This is a genomic window from Mesorhizobium sp. L2C066B000, from assembly GCF_000502335.1.
GTDB lineage: Bacteria > Pseudomonadota > Alphaproteobacteria > Rhizobiales > Rhizobiaceae > Mesorhizobium.
Genome location: NZ_AYWZ01000027.1, coordinates 15,330 through 34,803 on the forward strand (window position 1 = coordinate 15,330; position 19,474 = coordinate 34,803).

General features: G+C 63.7%; 16 protein-coding genes, 1 pseudogene and 1 riboswitch. Of the genes and pseudogenes, 9 read left to right on the forward strand and 8 right to left on the reverse strand.

The features are described 5' to 3' along the window. The first annotated feature begins 610 nt into the window (after positions 1–610). The 4 genes from X733_RS137450 to X733_RS137435 all read left to right on the forward strand — a co-directional run bounded on the left by X733_RS137450 (position 611) and on the right by X733_RS137435 (position 6,206). A complete protein-coding gene (locus X733_RS137450) occupies positions 611–4,144 on the forward strand; it encodes a helicase-related protein (protein ID WP_023820300.1) in 3,534 nt (1,177 codons plus the stop codon). 75 nt (positions 4,145–4,219) lie between these two features. Then, entirely contained in the window at positions 4,220–4,606 is a 387-nt protein-coding gene (locus tag X733_RS137445) for an RNA-binding S4 domain-containing protein (protein WP_023673663.1), read from the forward strand. 253 nt (positions 4,607–4,859) lie between these two features. Continuing rightward, positions 4,860–5,198 carry a ferredoxin FdxA gene (gene fdxA / locus X733_RS137440; RefSeq protein WP_013529180.1) on the forward strand — a complete coding sequence of 113 codons (339 nt, stop codon included), beginning with the start codon at positions 4,860–4,862 and terminating at the stop codon, positions 5,196–5,198. Between the two features lie 426 nt (positions 5,199–5,624). Next, positions 5,625–6,206, forward strand: a complete 582-nt coding sequence (locus X733_RS137435) for a CarD family transcriptional regulator (protein WP_023673664.1) — start codon at positions 5,625–5,627, stop codon at positions 6,204–6,206. A gap of 197 nt (positions 6,207–6,403) precedes the next feature. Here X733_RS137435 and X733_RS137430 read toward each other — a convergent pair whose 3' ends face one another. From X733_RS137430 to X733_RS137420, 3 genes are all read right to left on the reverse strand, one after another. Further along, complete coding sequence (locus tag X733_RS137430; RefSeq protein ID WP_023820301.1) at positions 6,404–7,171, reverse strand: amino acid ABC transporter ATP-binding protein; 768 nt, start codon at positions 7,169–7,171, stop codon at positions 6,404–6,406. Further along, positions 7,168–7,848 (reverse strand): ABC transporter permease subunit, encoded by a 681-nt coding sequence (locus X733_RS137425; RefSeq protein ID WP_023693608.1) that lies wholly within the window; start codon positions 7,846–7,848, stop codon positions 7,168–7,170. The genes X733_RS137430 and X733_RS137425 overlap by 4 nt, the downstream gene beginning before the upstream one ends. A gap of 137 nt (positions 7,849–7,985) precedes the next feature. Beyond that, positions 7,986–8,759, reverse strand: coding sequence for an amino acid ABC transporter substrate-binding protein (locus X733_RS137420; protein WP_023820302.1), 774 nt, complete (start codon positions 8,757–8,759; stop codon positions 7,986–7,988). A 397-nt stretch (positions 8,760–9,156) separates the two neighbouring features. On the opposite strand from X733_RS137420, the gene X733_RS137415 reads away from it, so the two are divergent. Then, positions 9,157–10,014 carry an RNA polymerase factor sigma-32 gene (locus tag X733_RS137415; RefSeq protein ID WP_023693606.1) on the forward strand — a complete coding sequence of 286 codons (858 nt, stop codon included), beginning with the start codon at positions 9,157–9,159 and terminating at the stop codon, positions 10,012–10,014. A 96-nt stretch (positions 10,015–10,110) separates the two neighbouring features. On the opposite strand, the gene X733_RS137410 is transcribed toward X733_RS137415, so the two are convergent. The 4 genes from X733_RS137410 to thiB form a co-directional block, all read right to left on the reverse strand. After that, positions 10,111–11,517, reverse strand: a complete 1,407-nt coding sequence (locus tag X733_RS137410; RefSeq protein ID WP_245260366.1) for a M48 family metalloprotease — start codon at positions 11,515–11,517, stop codon at positions 10,111–10,113. Positions 11,518–11,848: 331 nt separating this feature from the next. Continuing rightward, positions 11,849–12,613 carry a thiamine ABC transporter ATP-binding protein gene (thiQ, locus tag X733_RS137405; RefSeq protein ID WP_023835385.1) on the reverse strand — a complete coding sequence of 255 codons (765 nt, stop codon included), beginning with the start codon at positions 12,611–12,613 and terminating at the stop codon, positions 11,849–11,851. Continuing rightward, positions 12,610–14,208, reverse strand: coding sequence for a thiamine/thiamine pyrophosphate ABC transporter permease (gene thiP, locus X733_RS137400; RefSeq protein WP_023820304.1), 1,599 nt, complete (start codon positions 14,206–14,208; stop codon positions 12,610–12,612). Before thiP ends, thiQ begins: the two co-directional genes overlap by 4 nt. A gap of 220 nt (positions 14,209–14,428) precedes the next feature. Beyond that, the gene (gene thiB, locus X733_RS137395; RefSeq protein WP_031194247.1) at positions 14,429–15,436 is read right to left on the reverse strand and encodes a thiamine ABC transporter substrate binding subunit; all 1,008 of its coding nucleotides are present in this window, start codon (positions 15,434–15,436) and stop codon (positions 14,429–14,431) included. 43 nt (positions 15,437–15,479) lie between these two features. Further along, a riboswitch (TPP riboswitch) is annotated at positions 15,480–15,594 on the reverse strand. Positions 15,595–15,756: 162 nt separating this feature from the next. Between thiB and X733_RS137390 the strand changes: the two genes are divergently transcribed. The 4 genes from X733_RS137390 to X733_RS137375 are packed head-to-tail and all read left to right on the forward strand — an operon-like array spanning position 15,757 to position 18,835. Then, positions 15,757–16,416 (forward strand): thiamine diphosphokinase, encoded by a 660-nt coding sequence (locus X733_RS137390; RefSeq protein ID WP_023690494.1) that lies wholly within the window; start codon positions 15,757–15,759, stop codon positions 16,414–16,416. Position 16,417: 1 nt separating this feature from the next. Further along, complete coding sequence (locus tag X733_RS137385; RefSeq protein ID WP_023820306.1) at positions 16,418–18,238, forward strand: ABC-F family ATP-binding cassette domain-containing protein; 1,821 nt, start codon at positions 16,418–16,420, stop codon at positions 18,236–18,238. Between the two features lie 55 nt (positions 18,239–18,293). Beyond that, entirely contained in the window at positions 18,294–18,536 is a 243-nt protein-coding gene (locus X733_RS137380; RefSeq protein ID WP_023693600.1) for a type II toxin-antitoxin system CcdA family antitoxin, read from the forward strand. Continuing rightward, on the forward strand, positions 18,536–18,835 hold the full coding sequence (locus X733_RS137375) for a CcdB family protein (protein ID WP_023673676.1): 300 nt from the start codon (positions 18,536–18,538) through the stop codon (positions 18,833–18,835). The genes X733_RS137380 and X733_RS137375 overlap by 1 nt, the downstream gene beginning before the upstream one ends. A 26-nt stretch (positions 18,836–18,861) precedes the next feature. Here the strand turns inward: X733_RS137375 and X733_RS137370 are convergent. Next, positions 18,862–19,474 (reverse strand): annotated as a pseudogene (locus tag X733_RS137370) (hypothetical protein); the annotation flags it as partial.

Genomic DNA, 19,474 nt, shown 5'->3' on the forward strand with positions numbered 1-19,474 from the left:
GAGACATTGACCAGTTCCGGCACGCAAAGATTAACGATTTTTAGGCGCCCTGTGCAAACGCGGTTCGAAAGCTGTGAATTCTCGGTGGACAAGCTGTGGATAACACAACATGTTGGGGTGAACAAACCAGGAAAATCCCGCCATCGCTGATTCGTCACCCATTCGTTCCGGCTTTGAGCGGAACGTTAACGACCAAGGCCGAAAACCACCGGAAATTGGTTAAGGCCGATTAAGAAAATTCAACAATGTCATAATGTTGGCCGAGGCGTATCGGATCACGACGATGCCCCGCCGGCAAAGGTTAACGCCAATGGTCCCCTTGCAGGAATCGGGCCAGTTTCCGCGATTCAGCATATGGTGAGACTCAGGCTCGCAAAATCCACATGTAGCCGTGAACAAAAGCTGAATCTGCCGGAGTCACTGATTCGTCGCCGATTCGTTCCAGACTCGTTCCAACTGTTAATTGAGACCTCAACGACGAACCGTGGGACTGCCGGCCGGAACATTCCGCTTTCGCTTCGCGCCTGAAATCCCTATGTGTCGCCTGTCATACGCGCCACGCGAGGCGCGCTCCCGACAACCCGATGCAGAAAGCCTCATCTCCAGGCCGATGAACATCCAGCCGAAACACACCGAGCCGCTGATCCTGTCGGGCCGTGACGTGACTGCCGTGCTGGGTCCGACCAACACCGGCAAGACCCATCTCGCCATCGAGCGCATGGTGGCGCATGAGAGCGGCATTATCGGCCTGCCGCTCCGCCTTCTGGCGCGCGAGGTCTATGCCCGCGTCTGCGAAAAGGTCGGCGCCCACAAGGTGGCGCTCATCACCGGCGAGGAAAAAATCCAGCCGCCCGGCGCGAAATATTCGGTCTGCACCGTCGAAGCCATGCCGCGCGAGACCGACGCTGCCTTCGTCGCCATCGACGAGGTGCAGCTTGCTGGCGACCTCGAGCGCGGCCATATCTTCACCGACCGAATCCTGCACCTGCGCGGGCGCCAGGAAACGCTGCTGCTCGGCGCGGCCACCATGCATGGCATCCTGCAAAAGCTGCTAAGAGGCGTCTCGGTGGTGACGCGCCCTCGCCTGTCGCACCTGGCCTATGCGGGCTCGAAGAAATTGACCCGCCTGCCGCGGCGTACGGCCATCGTCGCTTTCTCTGCCGACGAGGTCTATGCCATCGCTGAACTGATCCGCCGCCAGCAAGGAGGAGCGGCGGTCGTGCTCGGCGCGCTGTCGCCCCGCACCCGCAACGCCCAGGTGGCAATGTTCCAGGCAGGCGACGTCGACTATCTCGTCGCCACCGACGCCATCGGCATGGGGCTCAACCTTGATCTCGATCATGTCGCCTTCGCCCAGAACCGCAAATTCGACGGCTACCAGTACCGCAACCTGACGGCGGCGGAGCTCGGCCAGATCGCCGGCCGCGCCGGCCGGCATCTGCGCGACGGCACCTTCGGCGTCACCGGCCAGGTCGATCCGCTGGACGAGGAACTGGTCAAGCGCATCGAGGGGCACGAGTTCGATCCGGTGAAGGTGCTGCAATGGCGCACCGCGCATTTCGACTTCGCCAGCCTCGACGCGCTGAAGCGCTCGATCGAAACCAACGCGCCGGTCGAAGGCCTGACGCGGGCGCTGCCGGCGGTCGATGCGCAGGCGCTCGAACATCTCTCCCGCGACGAGGACATCCGCGCGCTGGCTACCAATGCCAAGCGCGTGGCGCTGCTGTGGGAAGCCTGCGCGTTGCCGGACTACCGCAAGATCGCGCCGGCCCAGCACTCCGACCTGATCGCTTCTATCTACACCGACCTCGCCAAACACGGCCATGTCGACGAGAACTACATGGCCGAGCAGGTGCGCCGCGCCGATACGACCGAGGGGGACATCGACACGCTGTCGCACCGCATTGCGCAGATCCGCACCTGGACATTCGTGTCCAACCGGCCGGGCTGGCTGGCCGATCAGGCACACTGGCGGGAAAAGACGCGCGAAATCGAAGACAGATTGTCGGATGCGCTGCATGAGCGGTTGACGAAACGGTTTGTAGACCGCAGGACTTCCGTCCTCATGCGGCGCCTTAGAGAAAATACAATGCCTGAAGCCGAAATCAGTCCTACCGGAACCGTCCTTGTCGAAGGCCATCATGTCGGCGAGTTGCAAGGGTTCCGCTTCACCGCCGACCAGAGCGCCGGCGGCGAAGACGCCAAGGCCGTGCGTGCGGCAGCGCAAAAAGCGCTGGCCGCCGAGTTCGAGGCGCGTGCCGAACGCTTCGGCGCCTGCGCCAATGGCGACCTTGCGCTCGGCTCCGACGGCACGCTGCGCTGGATCGGCGCGCCGATCGGCACGCTGGTTGCCGGCGAGGACGCGCTGAAGCCGCGCCTGGTGCTTTTGGCCGACGAGCAGTTGACCGGCCCCGCCCGAGACAAGGTCGCCGCGCGCGCCGAGCGTTTCGTCAATTTCCAGATCGAGTCGCTGCTGAAGCCGCTGGTCGACTTGAAGAATGCCGAGCAGATCGCCGGCATCGGCCGTGGCATCGCCTTCCAGCTCGTCGAGCATTTCGGCCTCATCAACCGCCGCGACATCGCCGAGGAAATGAAGTCGCTCGACCAGGAGGGTCGCGCCGCCTTGCGCCGGCTCGGTGTGCGCTTCGGCGCCTACCACGTCTTCGTGCCGGCGCTGATCAAGCCGGCGCCCGCCGGACTGATTACGCTGTTGTGGGCGCTGAAGAACGACGGCAAGGACAAGCCGGGCTTTGGCGACGTGGTGCACGCACTGGCTTCCGGCCGCACCTCGGTGGTCATCGATCCTGCTTTCGACAAGAGCTTCTACAAGCTTGCCGGCTACCGCAATCTCGGCCGCCGCGCCGTGCGCATCGACATTCTGGAACGGCTGGCCGACCTGATCCGGCCTGCGACCAACTGGAAGCCCGGTCTGGGACAGCGCCCGGACGGCGCCTATGACGGCCAGTCCTTCATGGTGACGCCGCCGATGATGTCGATCCTCGGCGCCACCGCCGACGACATGGAAGAGATCCTGAAAGGTCTCGGCTATCGCGCCGAGCCGAAGCTGCCGGCAGAGGTCAAGGCGCGGCTGGAAGCACAGGACAACGCGGCGCGGGAAGCGGCTGCCGCCAAGCTGGCTGCGGACGCGGCTGCAAAAGCTGAACAGGCCAAGGCGGCGGAAGCCGCTGCAAGTGAAGCCGTCGCTGAAGCGCCGGCCGTTGGATCGGAGCCGGATGCGGTTGCCGCCGCTGAGCCTGCGGCTGAGCAGCCCGTCGCCGAAGCCGCAGCGGAGGCTGTTGCTGCGGACGCTCAGCCGGGCGCACCTCCCGAGGGTTCGGAGCCAACTGCGGCCGTTGAAGCCACCGCCGAAGCTCCAGCCATCGCGGAAGCAACGGCAGAGCCCGTCGCGGACGAGCAAGTCGAAGCTCGCGCAGAATTCGCGGAAGAAGCTCTGGCTGTTGCGGAAGCTGACGACACCGCTCCCGAAAGCGCCGACGCCCTTACCTCCCCCTCGATGGCGGAGGTCGCGGCGCAAAGCGACGCGGGTGACAGCGCTGACGAAGCAGATAGTGCAAACGATGCAAGTGCAACCGCAGACGCCGACGCTGCCCCCACCCCGGCGCTGCGCGCCGACCCTCCCCACGAGGGGGAGGGTGGAAGCGCTGAGCCTGTCCCCGAGGCCGAAGCCCCAAAGCCAATCTTGTTGTGGCGGCAGGGCCGTTTCGAGCAGCGCCCGCGCCATCGGCAAGACAACCGCAGAGACAATCGCCCGCGTAACGGCCAGGCTGCCCGCGCCGATGCGCCGGCCGACGCTGCCGGCGGACAGCCCGCAACGGGCGAGCGGCCGGCCTACCAAGGCCGGCGCGACCAGCGCGACGGTGCCGCCAAGCCACGCTTCGACCGTTCGAAGTTCAAGCCCAAGCCGCAGGCCGAGGGCGAACAGCGCCGCGACGGCAAGCCGCAAGGCGAGCGTCCGCGCGAGGGCCGGCCTGACTGGAAAGGCGGCAGGCCGGAAGGCAAAGGCGGACCGCAAGGCGCCAAGCCGGCTTTCCAGGCCAAGCCACGCGAGGAACGCCCTGCGCGCTTCGATCCGGACTCGCCCTTCGCCAAGCTCGCCGCCTTGCGCGACCAGCTGAAGAAGTAAGCTCTGAGCATGATCCCGAAAAGTGGAACCGGTTTTCGGACAAGATCATGCTCCAACAAGAAATAACTCACTGCGATGGTTGCTGAAGGTCGTCAGCGCATCGACAAGTGGCTGTTCTTTTCGCGCGCGATAAAATCGCGCTCGCTGGCGGCCAAGCTGGTTGTCGCCGGACGCGTCCGCATTAATAGCGACAAAGCAGCGCAGGCCTCCGATCTGGTCAAGCCTGGCGACGTTTTGACCATTACGCACGAGCGCCGCATTTTCATTTGGAAGGTGCTTGGCACCGGCGTGCGGCGCGGTCCGGCCGAGGAAGCGCGCACGCTCTACGAGGACATGTCCCCGCCGCCGGCCCCAAAAGGCGAGGCTGTTGCCGATGCCATTCCGGCGCTGCGCGACGCCGGCAGCGGCCGGCCGACCAAGAAAGAGCGCAGGCAAACCGACCGGCTGTTCGGCGAAGACTGAAGCCTTGGCCGGCTGCGCCATGCCGGCGGTCTGGAATTTCATTCCGGACACGCGGGCCCCGCCTGCAATGGCTGCCCTTGCAAGCGGCAGGCAAAGGCGTTACCTCACCAAAAAAGCCGCCGCATCGGCCCGAAAATCGGAAATCGATTTTTCGGAAGGCACGATGCGCAGATTCAAAGTGTCAGAGCGTACTTTATGCGTCCAAGTGGACGCACGTCGCTCTAGCAAGAACGGGACGTCCCGGAGCCGACCAATGACCTATGTCGTGACCGACAACTGCATCAAATGCAAGTACATGGACTGCATCGAGGTCTGTCCGGTCGACTGCTTCTACGAGGGCGAGAACATGCTTGTCATACATCCCGACGAGTGCATCGACTGCGGCGTCTGCGAACCGGAATGCCCGGCCGATGCAATCAAGCCCGACACCGAGCCGGGCCTCGACAAATGGCTGCAGGTCAACACCGAATACGCCGAGAAATGGCCCAACATCACCGCCAAGAAGGAGCCTCCGGCAGATGCCAAGAGCTTCGACGGCGAGGCCGGCAAGTTCGAGAAATATTTCTCCGCCGAGCCCGGCGAAGGCGACTGAGCACATGACGCTGGAATCGGAATCGATTTCGGAAAGGGTGATGCGCAAAGCAAAAAAGTGCGGCCTATTGGATCGTCATAACGCTGCGTAACGCGCCTCATACATTAACTGCCTTGACAGGCGGCGATGTCGCTCGACCTTCGCGTTTGCAGCAAAACCTTGATTCTTCCGACTTTTTGTGCTACACCAGTTGAAACATGCCGGTGACACAACGTCGATTTATGGCGCAAGCGCCCCAAATCACTGAAAGGTGAAATCCCCAATCGGACCAGAGCGATCTGGGCCAGGCAGTCGCTATGTATGCGGTTTGCCGGTCCCGGCTTTTTCCGATGGGTTCATCTGTTGTGCGGCTAACGATCGGTGTCCCCGGTCGCATGCGTTCGGACCGGCAGGCCGCCGGTGCCACAACAAGGAGTTCAGGGCGTAATGGCAACGATCACCCCGCAGAAGAAGTCCACCTCGGCACGCCACGGTTTCAAGACCGGCGAGTACATCGTCTATCCGGCACACGGCGTCGGCCAGATCGTCTCGATCGACGAGCAGGAAGTTGCGGGCCACAAGCTGGAACTGTTCGTCATCGACTTCCAGAAGGACAAGATGCGCCTGAAGGTTCCGGTCGCCAAGGCGACCTCCATCGGCATGCGCAAGCTGTCGGAAGAGGATTATGTCGAGCGCGCGCTGAAGGTCGTGCAGGGCCGCGCCCGCGTCAAGCGCACCATGTGGTCGCGCCGTGCGCAGGAATATGATGCCAAGATCAATTCGGGCGACCTGATCTCGATCTCGGAAGTCGTGCGCGACCTCTACCGTGCCGACAACCAGCCGGAACAGTCCTATTCCGAGCGTCAGCTCTATGAGGCGGCACTCGACCGCATGGCGCGCGAGATCGCGGCAGTCAACCGCATGTCCGAAACCGAAGCCGTGCGCCTGATCGAGGTCAACCTCAACAAGGGCCCGAAGCGCGGCGCCAAGGCCGACAATGAGGAAGCCGAGCAGGAAGAAGCTGCCTGATCGCTTTCACCGTCGAATTCATGAAAAACCCGGCCTTGTGCCGGGTTTTTGTTTTTACCCCCTTGTGGGGTTCCAAGGACGGGCGAGACCCGTGGCTCGCCCAGGCAGGGTCGCTGCGAAGCAGCGAGGATGGGGGACGACACCAGACCGCACCCGGACCTTCCGTCCGACCTCTTCACAAGGGGAACGTAGAAGGCTCAGCCGCCGGCTTCCTTCTCCGCCTCCTGCTTCAGCGTCGCAATAAAACGCTTGGTCCGTTCCCGCTCCGGATTGCTGAACACCACGGTGGACGGCCCCTTCTCGACGACGACACCAGCATCGAGGAACACCACCTCCTGCGCGATCTTGGAGGCAAGGCGAAGGTCGTGCGTGGCCATCACCATGGTGGTGCCTTCGCTGGCGAGCTTTCCGAGCACGTCGACCACTTCCTGCGCCAGTTCCGGATCGAGCGCCGAGGTCGGCTCGTCGCAAAGCAGCACTTTCGGCGACGGCGCCAGGGCGCGGGCAATGGCCACACGCTGCTGCTGGCCGCCCGACAGCGTTGCCGGCCAATCGTCCGCCTTGTGCGCCATGCCGACCTTCTCGAGCAGCGCCAGTGCCCGCTCGCGCGCCTTTGCCGTCGGCCATTTCAGCACCGTCACCAAGCCTTCCATGACGTTCTCGATCGCGGTGCGATGCGGGAACAGCTGGAAATTCTGGAACACCATGCCGGTCTGCAGCCGCAGGCGCTGGATGTCGCGGCTGGGGATCTTGACGCCGGGACGGAATTCCAGCGTCTCGTCGCCGATGCGCACCATGCCCGAGGTCGGGATCTCCAACAGGTTGATGCAGCGCAGCAGTGTGCTCTTGCCGCCGCCGGAGGGGCCGACGAGCGCGGTGACGTTGCCTTCGGCAATGGTGACCGTCACGCCCTTCAGCACCAGATTGTCGCCGAAGCGCTTTTCGATGTCGGTGAGGCCGATCATGAGCGCGCCTCCAGGAAGCCGCCATAACGGTTGAGCCGCTCCTCCAGCCGCGTCTGCAAGGCCGAAAGCACCGAGCTCATCGCCAGATAAAGGATCGCCGCCTCGACATAGAGGATCAGCGGCTCATAGGTGGTGGCGACGATGCGCTGCGCCGCCTGGAACATCTCCGGCACAGTGATGGCGGCGGCGAGCGACGTATCCTTGACCAGCGAGATGAAGGTGTTGGACAGCGGCGGCACGGCGACGCGGCCGGCTTGCGGCAGGATGGTGCGCCGCATCGCCTGGCTCCAGGTCATGCCGATCGAATAGGCCGCCTCCCACTGGCCCTTCGGCACCGAGCCGATCACGGCGCGGATAATTTCCGAACTGTAGGCGCCTATGTTGAGGGTGAATCCAATCAGCGCCGCCGGAAAAGCATCCAGCAATATGCCGACCGAAGGCAGGCCGTAAAAGATCAGGAACAGCTGCACCAGAAGCGGCGTGCCGCGAAAGATCCAGACATAGAAGCGGACCACGGCAACCAGAGGCTTGGGACCGAACAGCCGCACCAGGGCGACAACCAGGCCGACGAACAGGCCGAGTGCGAACGACAGCAATGTCAGCGGTACGGTGAAGATCAACGCCGCCCACAGCAGTGTCGGCAACGAGTCCAGCATCAGGTGTAGCCAGTGCGGCACGAACGGCTCCTCCTTCACAGACCGCCGCGGTGACGGCAGTGCGATTGTGTGCTTCTCATATCATGCGAAAAACGGCGAGCCGTCAAAGACGGCCCGCCGCTATTTGTCATTGCCGGCAAACCGCCGGGAGATGGTCTTTACTGCGAGACATCCTGGCCGAAATAAGTGTCGGCGATCTTCTTGTAGGTGCCGTCGGCCTTGATGTCGGCCAGCGCCTTGTTGATCGCCGCGACCAGCTCCGGATCACCCTTGCGCACGATGACGCCGGAATAGTCGGCGTTCTCTTCCTGCGCGGCGATCTTCACATTGGCGTCCGGCTTGTGCTTCTTGAAGTCGAGGAAAGACAGGCTGTCATTGATGGTGGCGTCGGCGCGGCCGGTGAGCAGCAGTTGGATCGACTGGTCGAAGCCGTCGGTGCCGACGAGTTCGGCGCCGTTGGTCTCGGCGAGCTTGCCGAAATTCGATGTCAACGACTGTGCCGACTTCTTGCCCTTGAGGTCGGCGAAGGTCTTGATGTCGGTGTTGTCGCCGCGCACGATCAGCACGGCCTTGGAGGCGATGTAAGGATCGGAGAAATCGTACTTGGCCTTGCGCGCGTCGGTGATGCCGACCTCGTTGATCACGGCGTCGTAGCGGTTGGCGTCGAGGCCGGCGATCAGCCCGTCCCATTTGCCTTCGAGGAACTCGACCTTGACGCCGAGCTTGTCGCCGATCGCCTTGGCGATCTCGACGTCGAAGCCGACCAGCGCGCCGGAAGCATCATGATAGGTGAAGGGCGCATAGGTGCCTTCGGTGCCGACTTTGAGGGTGCCGGCCTGCTTGATCTGGTCAAGATTGGCGCCGGCATGGCCTGATGTAACAGCCAGAACCTGAAGCGTTCCGGCGACGATGAGCGACTTGAGCCATTTCATTTCTGTGTGATCCCGTCCTTGGCCGGTGTCCGGCGCTTGTGAGAGCCGGAAACTGACAGATACAGCGCAGCAAAATAAGGAACCAGATTTCAAAAAAACGACGATCCAGAAATCAGATTCTCAAAGCAGCTCGGATCGGTGCCAATAGTCCCGATCTGCGGTGTCGATGCGCCCTGTCGGACCGCACAAAACAACCGCCATCGGCGGCGGAACCAATCCCCGGTGTGGCACGTTCATGGCTTGTTGTAGGGCGCCGCGTTTCCATTTCAAGAACCCTTGGCTGCGCTAGGCCCGAAGCAATTCCAGGAAAGTGGGAAAGCGGTTTCCCTCGGAATTGCGTCAAACAGAGATAACGGCCGCCAGGCCGTCCGAAAATGTCCGGGAGCAGGAGCGCGGCATGATCGAAGACACGGCAGGACGGACCATGGTCCGCACGGCAATGAAAGCCCCTTACCTCGAGCGCGATGAGGAACATGTTCTCGCCTTGCGCTGGAAGGAAGACCAGGATCAGCAGGCGCTGCATCAGATTACCGTCGCCCATATGCGGCTGGTCATCTCCATGGCTTCGAAATTCCGACATTACGGCCTGCCGCTCGGCGATCTGGTCCAGGAGGGCCATGTCGGGCTGCTGGAAGCAGCCGCGCGTTTCGAGCCGGAGCGCGAGGTGCGCTTCTCGACCTATGCGACATGGTGGATCCGCGCTTCGATGCAGGACTACATCCTGCGCAACTGGTCGATCGTTCGCGGCGGCACCTCTTCGGCGCAAAAGGCGCTGTTCTTCAACCTGCGGCGCCTGCGCGCCCGTCTTGCCAACGGCGCCGAGCCGATCTCTAACGCCACGCTCTACCGCGAAGTCTCGGTAGCCCTCGGCGTCTCCGAGGCCGATGTCGAGAAGATGGATTCCAGGCTTTCAGCACCTGACTCTTCGCTCAACGCACCCCTCGCCGATGAGGCCGGTACCACCGAGCGGATGGACTTCCTGATTTCGGACGATCCATTGCCTGACGAGGTCGCCGGCGACACCATCGACGTCGAACGGCGCCTGATGTGGCTGAAGACGGCGCTCCGCGCGCTCAATGCCCGCGAACTCAGGATCATCGAGGAGCGTCGGCTGACCGACGAAGGTGCGACGCTTGAGGCGCTCGGCGAGACGCTCGGCATTTCCAAAGAGCGTGTCCGCCAGATCGAGGCCCGCGCCATGGAAAAGCTCAAGCTCGCGCTGGTCAAGCAGAACCCCGAATTCATGGCAGCGTGAGATTGCCAGGAACAGGGGTACCGCCCCGAGTTATCTCAGAAAAGTTATCTCAGAAAAAAGCACTACGAAGGCTGGGGTTTCTGACGAAGACCGGCGCTATCTGTCCGTGACGATCTTGACCTTGTCGCCGGCCGAAACCGAGGCGCCCGGCGACATCGCGTTGAGCACGCGGAACAGATCGAGCTTGCGGTCGACGCCGACCATCTGCGCCGAAAGTGTGCCCATCGTCTGCCCGGCCTGTACCGTGACGACGCGGATATGCAGCGGCTTCAGTGCCGCTTTCTCGGCGGGGCTGAGCACGCGGAACGAACCGCTGACCGAGCGTGCCACCGGATCGAGTGTCGTGCTGGCCGAGGGGGCCGCTGTCAAAAGCCGGTAGACTTGGCCGCCGGCGCGGATCACCGCAATGTCGAACTGCCAGCCATCGGCGCCGGCGTGCGCTGTCGCCGCCTCGTTGCCGTCGATCGTCTCCTGGCGCACACTGGTCTCGTCGAGACCGGCCACCCAGCCGCTTCTGATGTAGTCGGTCAGCGCACGATCCTTGTCGATCGACACACCGTCGAAGCGGATCGCCATGTCGCCGGGACCGGTCGCCGTCACCGCCGCCGCCGAATTGTCGATGATGAAGCCGTCGGGCACCGTGAACGAAACGCCGAGGCCCGGATGCAGGAAGGTCTGGCCGCGCACATAGCCCTCTTCCGGCGTGTCGCCATAGAGCAGGCCGTCTATCCCGGCCAGGAAGGAATCGCGGTCGCGGGTGCCGATGCCCGGCGCGCCGAACTGGCGGGCGTGGCGCTGCGCCAGATCAATTCGCTGCGGCGTGTTGGGGTGCGTAGCCAGGAAGTCGAGGCTGGCGTCGGTGGCGCCGCTGATCGAGCGGAAATCGGTATAGGCCGACATCGACTGCAGGAAACGCCCGGCGGCATAGGGATCGTAACCCGCCTCGCCGATCGATTTGATGCCGATCGCGTCTGCCTCCAGCTCCTGGTTGCGCGAGAACTGCGCCAGCCTCAGCTTGCCGCGGATCAATGCCTGCTTGGCGGTCGGACTGTCGCCCAGCACATCGGAGACCACCTTGGTCGCCAGGCCTTCCTCGGCCTCGAGCTGCTGTCGCTGCAGACCGTGATTGGCGGTGACGTGGCCCATCTCATGCGCGATGACGGCGGCGAGTTCGGCCGAATCATTGGCCAGCGCCAGCAGGCCGCGGGTGACGTAGAGATAGCCGCCCGGCAGCGCGAAAGCGTTGACGTTTGGCGAATTGAGGATGGTGATGCGATAGGTCTGGGTCGGATTGGCCGACACCACGGTCAGGCTGCCGACAACCTTGGCCACCATGCGCTCGAGCTTGGGATCGGAATATTCGCCGCCATAGGTGGCAAGGATGCGCGGATGCTGTGCCTTCGCCAGTTCGGCAAGCTTGCTGTTGGCGGCGACATTGTCGACCGTGATCGGCTTGTCGGAAGGCTGGAAGCCAGATTCCTGCACTTCGGGAGGCGTGAACATCTGGCAGCTGGCCAGCGCCACGGCAAGGCCGGCCAGCGCGAGGAAGCGCACCAGCGGTCTGCGTTTCAAAGTGTCAGTGCCGGTCGGCAGCACGGCGTTCCTTCAGCTCTCGGCGCATGATTTGGACCGGGGTCCGCGCCAGCGAAAAATCGGTTTTCGTTGGCAATCCTGCACACATCAAAAAACCTACAGCGTTTACGCATCCGGCCGGATGCGGCGCTGTAGGGGGCAAATCACGGCTCGTGCCGGACCAGTACTAAGCGGACCTAGCCACATCAGCTGGACCATGGCAAGCAAGCGCCACATCACCTGTAGCCGGTTTGGTCGTAAATTATGTCCGCTTCCGGGCAATATCGCGTGATCCGCCCGAACTTGCGCCGATATAGCGCCGAAACGCTTCAGGGCCAGTGCCGTCGAAAAAATCGGCGGCAGGTCCCGTCGCGGCAACCCTGCCATTGTCCAGAAAAACCATCTGCTCGCCGATACGGCGAGCGTCTTCCGGCTGATGCGTGACGAACAGCACCGTCATCGCCCGCTCGGCATGAACGCCGGCCACCAGGTCGAGCATGTCGTCGCGCAGTGCTGGCCCGAGCGAAGCGAACGGCTCGTCGAGCAGCAGCACTGGCCGGTCGCGCACCAGAACGCGGGCGAGCGCTACGCGCTGCCTTTCGCCGCCGGAGAGTTCGCGCGGCAGGCGCATCTCCTTGCCGGCCAGGCCGACGCGGTCAAGCGCCTCGGCGATTGCGGCGCGATCGGCGTCGGTCAGGTTGAGCGATGGCGAGCGGCCGAGCCCGACATTCTTCTCCACCGAGAGATGAGCAAACAGATTGTTTTCCTGGAATACCATCGACACCGGCCGCGCCGAAGGCGGCTCGGCGCCGACATCGGCGCCGCCGATCAGCACACGACCGGACTCCGGCGTCTCGAAACCAGCCACCAGATTGAGCAAGGTCGATTTGCCCGAACCACTTGCCCCCATGATGGCGGTGATCTTAGATGTATGGAATTCGACATCGAACAGGAATGACGTTTCGCCATAGCTGAACGAGACCTTGTCCAGCCGGACAGTCGTGCCTTTCTCCACAGCGGACGTCACGATCTCTCTCCCCGTCCCAGCCAGTCTGCCGCGACCACCAATGCAAGGCAGACCGCCCCGAGCAGCAAAGCCAGCCCGGCAGCATCGGCCGTGCGATAGCTGCCCATGCGCGCCAGCAGGAGATAGGGCAAGGTCTGTACCGAATCGCTGCCGAACAGCGCGATGACGCCGAGATCGCCGAGCGACAGTGCCATGGCGAAGGCAAAGCCGGTGGCCAGCGGCCGCCGGAGCGATGGCCAGTCGACCAGAAGCAGCCGGTTCCAGCCCGCAATGCCGAGCTGCGCGCACAGCTTTTCGTGGCGCTCGCTCGCCGCATCATAGGCCGGGCGCATCGCGCGGATGGCAAAGGGCATCGCCATCACCGCATTGACGATGACGACCATGACCGGCGCGATGGCAAAGACATCGCTGACCGTGCGCAGCAGGAGAAACCAGCCGGCGCCGATGACAATGGGCGGCACGACGAGGACGAAGCCGGCGCCGGTGTCGGTGGCATGTTCGAGCAATGAACGGGCACTGGACCGGCGGCGCAGCGACAGTGCCCGCCGAGCCATGATCAGCGACAGCGACAGCGCCACCGAAAGTAGCGCCGCCGAGAGGGCGAGACCGGCGCTGGTCAGGGTCGCCTGACGCACGGCACTCTCGCCCGCCAGCCGGCCGAGATCGGCGCCGAGGCCGGACGCGACGGTGGCCGCCATTGGTCCGGCGACGAACAGCAAGGCGAGCACGATCAGGACGGCGTTGAACGCTGTTTCTGCTTTGCCGGCCAAGTGATAGCGGCGCGGCGCGACAGGCAAATTGGCGTCGCCGGTCACATTGGCGCCGAGCCGCGTCAGCGCCAGCATGACGGCGAAAGTCAGCGCGATCTGTAGCACCGTCAGCGTCACCGCTCGCGCCGGATCGAAGTCGAAACGCAGCGCGTGATAGATGGCGACTTCCAGCGTCGTCGCCGCCGGCCCGCCGCCGAGGATCAGGACGATGGTGAAGGAGGTGATGCAAAGCATGAAGACAAGCCCGGCGACGCCCGGCAGCGAGGCGCGCAGCACCGGCCACTCGATCAGCCGGAAGGCTGGCCTCGCCCCCATGCCGAGCTGGCTCGCCAGCCGCCATTGATCGGCCGGCACCGTTCCCAGCGCTTCGAGGAACAGCCGGGTGGCCAGCGGCAGGTTGAAGAAGACGTGGGCGACGAGGATGCCCGACAGCCCATAGATGTCGGGCCAGCTCTGGCCACCGATCGCGGCGAAATAACCGGCGCGGCCATAGAGCGCCAGTATTCCCAGCGCTCCGACAATTGCCGGCAAGGCAAGGGGCACAGTGAATAGCTGCAGGATGAAGCCGCGTCCGAAGAAGCGCGGATGCCGCGACAGCGCCCGGGCGACGAAGAGCGCCGGTACGGCGGAAAGCAGAGTCGAGAGCGCAGCCTGCCAGAGCGTGAAGCGGACAACGCGCAGGAGATAGAGGTCAAAGGCGGACGCGGCGCCGGAAAGGTCGTGCGCGCCTTCGCGGATAAGGCCGGCGAAGGCGCCACCGATCAGCAGCGCGATTGCCGCAAGCGCGACAATGCCGGCCGTGATGCGGGGGTCAGAGCGTTGCACTCTTTACCGGGCGTCGCGTTCCTTCGCGCCCCCCTCTGTCCTGCCGGACATCTCCCCCACGAGGGGGGAGATTGGCGGTTTTAGCGCTCCGCTCATTCCTGCAGCTTCGGAGATTGGCGAAAGTCAACGTAAAGGCCAATCTCCCCCCTCGTGGGGGAGATGTCCGGCAGGACAGAGGGGGGCGCCGTAGAGCACTCATCTTTTGACTATACAGCCAAATCTACTTGCTCATCACCGCCAGCCATTCATCCACCCAGGCCTTGCGATTTGCCGCGACCTCTTCCGGGCTGAACAGCAAGGTCTTCGCCGGCTTGACCAGCCTATCAAAAGCCGGATTGAGCGGCTTGTCGGTTTTCCCGGCCGGGAACATCCAGTTGGTCTCCGGAATGACATCCTGGAATTTCGGCCCGGTCATGAAGGCCAGGAACTTCGCCGCCAGCGGATTCTTCGCGCCCGTGGTGGTGATGCCGCCGACCTCGATCTGCAGATACTCGCCTTCCTCGAACGAGGCCGCCTGGTAGCGCCCGGTGTTCTCCGCCACCATGTGGTAGGCCGGCGACGTCGTATAGGAAAGCACCATCGGCGCCTCGCCCTTGGTGAACAGGCCGTAGGCCTCGCTCCAGCCCGGCGTCACCGTCAGCACTTTGCCCTTGAGTTTCGCCCAGGCTTCCGGCGCCTTGTCGCCATAGAACGACTTAACCCACAGCAGCAGGCCAAGGCCCGGCGTCGACGTCCTCGGATCCTGGATGACGATCTTGTCGGCGGCATCGCCCTCGACCAATTCCTTCAGGCTCTTCGGTGGGTTCTTCAGCTTCTCGGTGTCGTAGACGACGGCGAAATAGCCATAATCGTAGGGCACGAAAGTGTCGTCGCTCCAGCCGCCCGGCACGTTGTTTTCAGCCACCGCGCCATGTGGGACAAACAGGCCGGAAGCCTTGGCTTCCGCGGTGAGGTTGGTGTCGAGGCCAAGCACGATATCGGCTTTGGTCGACGCACCTTCGAGCTTGACGCGATTGAGCAACGCGACGCCGTCGGCCACCGAGACGAAGTCGACGCTGCAGCCACACTCGGCCTCGAATTCCTTCTTCACCTGGGGGCCTGGACCCCAGTCGGCAGTGAAACTCTCATAGGTATAGATCGTGAGTTTTTCCTGCGCGCACGCAGGGCTTGCCAGTAGCGAAACAGCAAGCCCAAGCGCTGGGACAAGACGGGACAAAAAAATGCGCATCGGCGCCTCCTTCATTCGTGTTGAAAGGAATTGAGGCGTCGGGCTGTCCGAAGCGTCTAATCCCTCCGCCGGTACAAACCGGATCAGGTTCAGCGGGTTGGCGAGACTGCCTCTCAGCCGGTCCGCGAAGATCGCGTCCGGCACCCCGTTAGAGCGTTTCGACACATAGGCCCGGCCAAGGTGCCACGCAAGTGGAAGTTTGCCCGAGCGTGATCCCGGAAAGTGGAATCCGTTTCCGGAAAAAGATCATGCTCCAACAAAGAGTGACGGTGCCGCTCGGCCTTCCGTTTCGTCGGCGGGGCTGGTAAGGGCCAGCGGATATGAGCACATTCACCATCCTGCTTGGCGGCGATCTCGTCCGCACGCCGCGGCTCGACCGCCAGGTCGCGGGCACGCGCGTCATCGCCGCCGACGCCGGCATCGATCATGCCCGCCTGCTCGGCGTGATGCCGGAGCTGTGGGTCGGCGATTTCGATTCCGTGCCGGCGGACCTGCCTGCCGATCTCGCCGCCGTGCCGCGGGAGGTGTTTCCTCCCGAAAAGGACAAGACCGATGGCGAACTGGCGATCGCGGCGGCATTGGAACGCGGCGCCACCAGCCTGGTGCTGGCCGGCGCTTTCGGCGGCAAGCGCGCCGACCACGCCTTCCTCCATCTGGCGCTCAGCCTGCGGCTGGCCGAGGCCGGCACAAAATTGCTGTTGACCAGCGGAGCGCAGGAAGGCGCCCCTCTGCTGCCTGGCAAGGCCGGCTTCGACTATGCCGACGGAACGCTGTTTTCGGTGCTCGGCTTTTCCGATCTTTCGGGCCTCACCGTGTCCGGCGCGAAGTGGCCGCTCGACCATGTCGAGGTCGTGTTCGGCTCGTCGCTGACCATCTCGAACGAGGTCAAGTCCAACACGACCGGGGGCGGCCTCGAAATCGCGCTCGGCCATGGCCGCGCGCTGCTGCTCGCCCACCCCTACCCCTTGCCTGAAAGCTGACATGGCCCCGCCCCTTCTCAACCTCGACGGCATAAGACTGACCTTTGGCGGCACGCCGCTGCTCGATGGCGCCGAACTGACGGCGTCCGCCGGTGACAAGATCGCGCTCGTCGGCCGCAACGGCTCCGGCAAGTCGACGCTCCTGAAGATTGCTGCTGGTCTGATCGAGCCGCAAGACGGCGAGGTCTTCCGCCAGCCTTCGGCAACGGTGCGCTATCTCCCGCAAATGCCCGACATGGACGGCTTTGCCAATGTGCGCGCCTATGTCGAGGCCGGGCTTGGGCCTGCCGACGATCCCTACCGCGCCACATATCTGATGGAGCATCTCGGCCTCGCCGGCACGGAGAACCCCAACGATCTCTCCGGCGGCGAGGCGCGCCGCGCAGCACTTGCCCGCGTCATGGCGCCCGAACCCGATATTCTGCTGCTTGATGAGCCGACGAACCATCTCGATTTGTCGGTCATCGAATGGCTGGAAGAAGAGCTTGTCCGGACGTCTTCGGCGCTGATCGTCATCTCGCACGACCGTCGCTTCCTCGAACGCGTCTCGCGCGCCACTGTCTGGCTCGACCGTGGCCAGACCCGCCGCCTCGACAAGGGCTTTGGCCATTTCGAGGAATGGCGCGACCTTGTGCTGGAAGAGGAAGAGCGCGAACAGCACAAGCTCGGCCGCCAGATCGTGCGCGAGGAGCATTGGCTGCGCTATGGCGTGACGGCTCGCCGCAAACGCAACATGCGCCGCCTGGGCGAACTGCAGACCATGCGCCAGCGTTTTCGCGGCCATCGCGGCGCCGAGGGCTCGGCGACCATGGTGGCCAGCGACGCCGCCGAATCCGGCAAGCTGGTGATCGAGGCCAAGAACATCGAGAAGAGTTTTGGCGACCTGACCGTGGTCAAGGGCTTCTCGACCCGCATCCAGCGCGGCGATCGCGTCGGCCTTGTCGGGCCGAACGGCGCCGGCAAGACGACGCTGTTGAAGATGCTCACCGGCGAGATGAAGCCCGATGCCGGCTCGGTGCGGCTCGGCACCAATCTGGAAATCGCCACGCTCGACCAGAAGCGCGAGGCGGTCGATCCGGCCGAGACCCTGGCGCAGTATCTCACGGACGGGCGCGGCGAAAACCTCGTCATCAATGGCGAGCAGCGCCATGTCGTGTCCTACATGAAGGATTTCCTGTTCAAGCCGGAACAGGCGCGCACCCCGGTGCGCGAGCTGTCCGGCGGCGAACGGGCGCGGCTGCTCCTGGCGCGTGTTCTGGCGCGGCCGGCCAACCTTCTGGTGCTCGACGAGCCGACCAACGATCTCGACATGGAGACGCTGGAACTGTTGCAGGAACTTGTCGCCGGCTTTGCCGGCACGGTCATCCTGGTCAGCCACGACCGCGACTTCCTCGACCGCACCGTCACCAGCATCATCGCCCCGGACGGAGGCGGCCGCTGGATCGAATATGCCGGTGGCTATTCCGACATGCTGGCGCAGCGCGGCGGCACCCGGCTCGACGACCGCAAGGCGCGCGCCAAGGCCGAAGCCAGCGATGCGCCGGCGCCGGGCAAGAGCGAGCCGGCAGCGCCAAAAGGGCCGTCGAAGAAACTGTCGTTCAAGCAGAAATTCGCCCTGGAATCGCTGCCCAAGAAGATCGAGGCGGTAATGGCCTCGATCTCGCGTTTGGAAAACAACATCGCCGATCCCGCCTATTACGAGCGCGACCCGGCCTCGTTCCAAAAGACCATCGCCGCCCTCGACAAGGAACGCGCCACGCTGGCCGCACTCGAGGAAGAGTGGCTGGAACTGGAAATGCTGCGTGAGGCGATGGAGGGGTAGCATTGCCTGCGGTCTTTTATGCGCGTATATTGTGCGCATGAAAGGAGGCATCTCCGTGCTTCAATCGACGCCAAAAACTCAGCGGACCTCTGTCAACACGTCCATTGACTCTCAGTTGATCAAGGACGCCAAAGCGTTGGGCATCAACATCTCCCGCGCTGCCGAAGCAGGGATCGCGAAAGCGATTGCGGCGGAGAAAACGCGTCGATGGCAAGAAGAAAACAGGGAAGCCATCGAAAGCTCCAACGAATATGTCCGAAAGAACGGACTGCCATTGGCTAAACACCGGCCGTTCTGATGGCGCGTTACGATTTCTATCGGAGTACCGAGAGCGACGGTTATCTTCTCGACGTGCAGTCAGATATGCTTGAAGGGCTGAGCACGAGGGTGGTCGTTCCTTTGATGCCGCCCGAGATTGCCCCGCTTCCTGGCCGCCGCCTGAACCCGACCTTCGCTATAAACGGCAAAGATCTTGTGATGGTCACACAGTTTGTGTCGGCCTTCAGCGCGTCCGAATTGCGGATGCCAGAGGGAAACCTTTCTAGACATCACGACGACATCGTCGCCGCGCTCGACATGCTGTTCCAGGGCTTCTGAGCGAAGGCAGCCGCTACTGCCGCCCGTCAACCTGCCGTCTTGGCCTGCCAGGCCTTCAGCGCCTCGTCGAACACCTTCTCGCCCGGAATGCCCTTTTCCATGGTCAGCAGCGCCCGGCGTCCGGTCTTGTAGACCACCGGCACGTCGATCCAGTCCTGGCCTCGAAGCAAGGTCATGTTGGCGTCCTCGTCGGCCTTGGTGTCGTTGAGCGCCACCAGGAAGAAGCCGTCGGCGATCTTGGCCGGAATGCCGATCAGCGGGCTGCCGGCATCCTGTTCCGAACTCTTCATGGCGACGCGCAGGATGTTGTCGACGCCACCGCCGTCAAAGCCCTCGGGCGTCAGGAAGATCATCTCGATGATGTGGCTGGCCGGCAGCGTCTGGTCGGTATTGCGGCGGATGGTCATGCGCAGCTGGATGTCCTTGCCGGGAATGGTCGCCTCGGCGCGGATCGCCGGCTCGGGCGGCAGGTCGCCGCCGGGGGATTCCTGCACCAGCGACCAGACGATGCTGCCGGGTTCGGCCGATCCTTGCGCGGTCGAGGTGCGTTCCTCGTAGAAGATCGCCTTCTGGCCGACCGCAACGGTGGGCTCGGAAGCGGCGGCCGCCGGCGCCGCGGGCGGCGTGCCGGTCGCGGGC

Excerpts from the sequence above, each read along its gene's own strand:
- X733_RS137450 (WP_023820300.1), top strand. The coding sequence starts at position 611 with ATGAACATCCAGCCGAAACACACCGAGCCGCTGATCCTGTCGGGCCGT.
- X733_RS137445 (WP_023673663.1), top strand. The coding sequence starts at position 4,220 with ATGGTTGCTGAAGGTCGTCAGCGCATCGACAAGTGGCTGTTCTTTTCG.
- fdxA (WP_013529180.1), top strand. The coding sequence starts at position 4,860 with ATGACCTATGTCGTGACCGACAACTGCATCAAATGCAAGTACATGGAC.
- X733_RS137435 (WP_023673664.1), top strand. The coding sequence starts at position 5,625 with ATGGCAACGATCACCCCGCAGAAGAAGTCCACCTCGGCACGCCACGGT.
- X733_RS137430 (WP_023820301.1), bottom strand. The coding sequence starts at position 7,171 with ATGATCGGCCTCACCGACATCGAAAAGCGCTTCGGCGACAATCTGGTG.
- X733_RS137420 (WP_023820302.1), bottom strand. The coding sequence starts at position 8,759 with ATGAAATGGCTCAAGTCGCTCATCGTCGCCGGAACGCTTCAGGTTCTG.
- X733_RS137415 (WP_023693606.1), top strand. The coding sequence starts at position 9,157 with ATGATCGAAGACACGGCAGGACGGACCATGGTCCGCACGGCAATGAAA.
- X733_RS137410 (WP_245260366.1), bottom strand. The coding sequence starts at position 11,517 with ATGTTCACGCCTCCCGAAGTGCAGGAATCTGGCTTCCAGCCTTCCGAC.
- thiB (WP_031194247.1), bottom strand. The coding sequence starts at position 15,436 with ATGCGCATTTTTTTGTCCCGTCTTGTCCCAGCGCTTGGGCTTGCTGTT.
- X733_RS137390 (WP_023690494.1), top strand. The coding sequence starts at position 15,757 with ATGAGCACATTCACCATCCTGCTTGGCGGCGATCTCGTCCGCACGCCG.
- X733_RS137385 (WP_023820306.1), top strand. The coding sequence starts at position 16,418 with ATGGCCCCGCCCCTTCTCAACCTCGACGGCATAAGACTGACCTTTGGC.
- X733_RS137375 (WP_023673676.1), top strand. The coding sequence starts at position 18,536 with ATGGCGCGTTACGATTTCTATCGGAGTACCGAGAGCGACGGTTATCTT.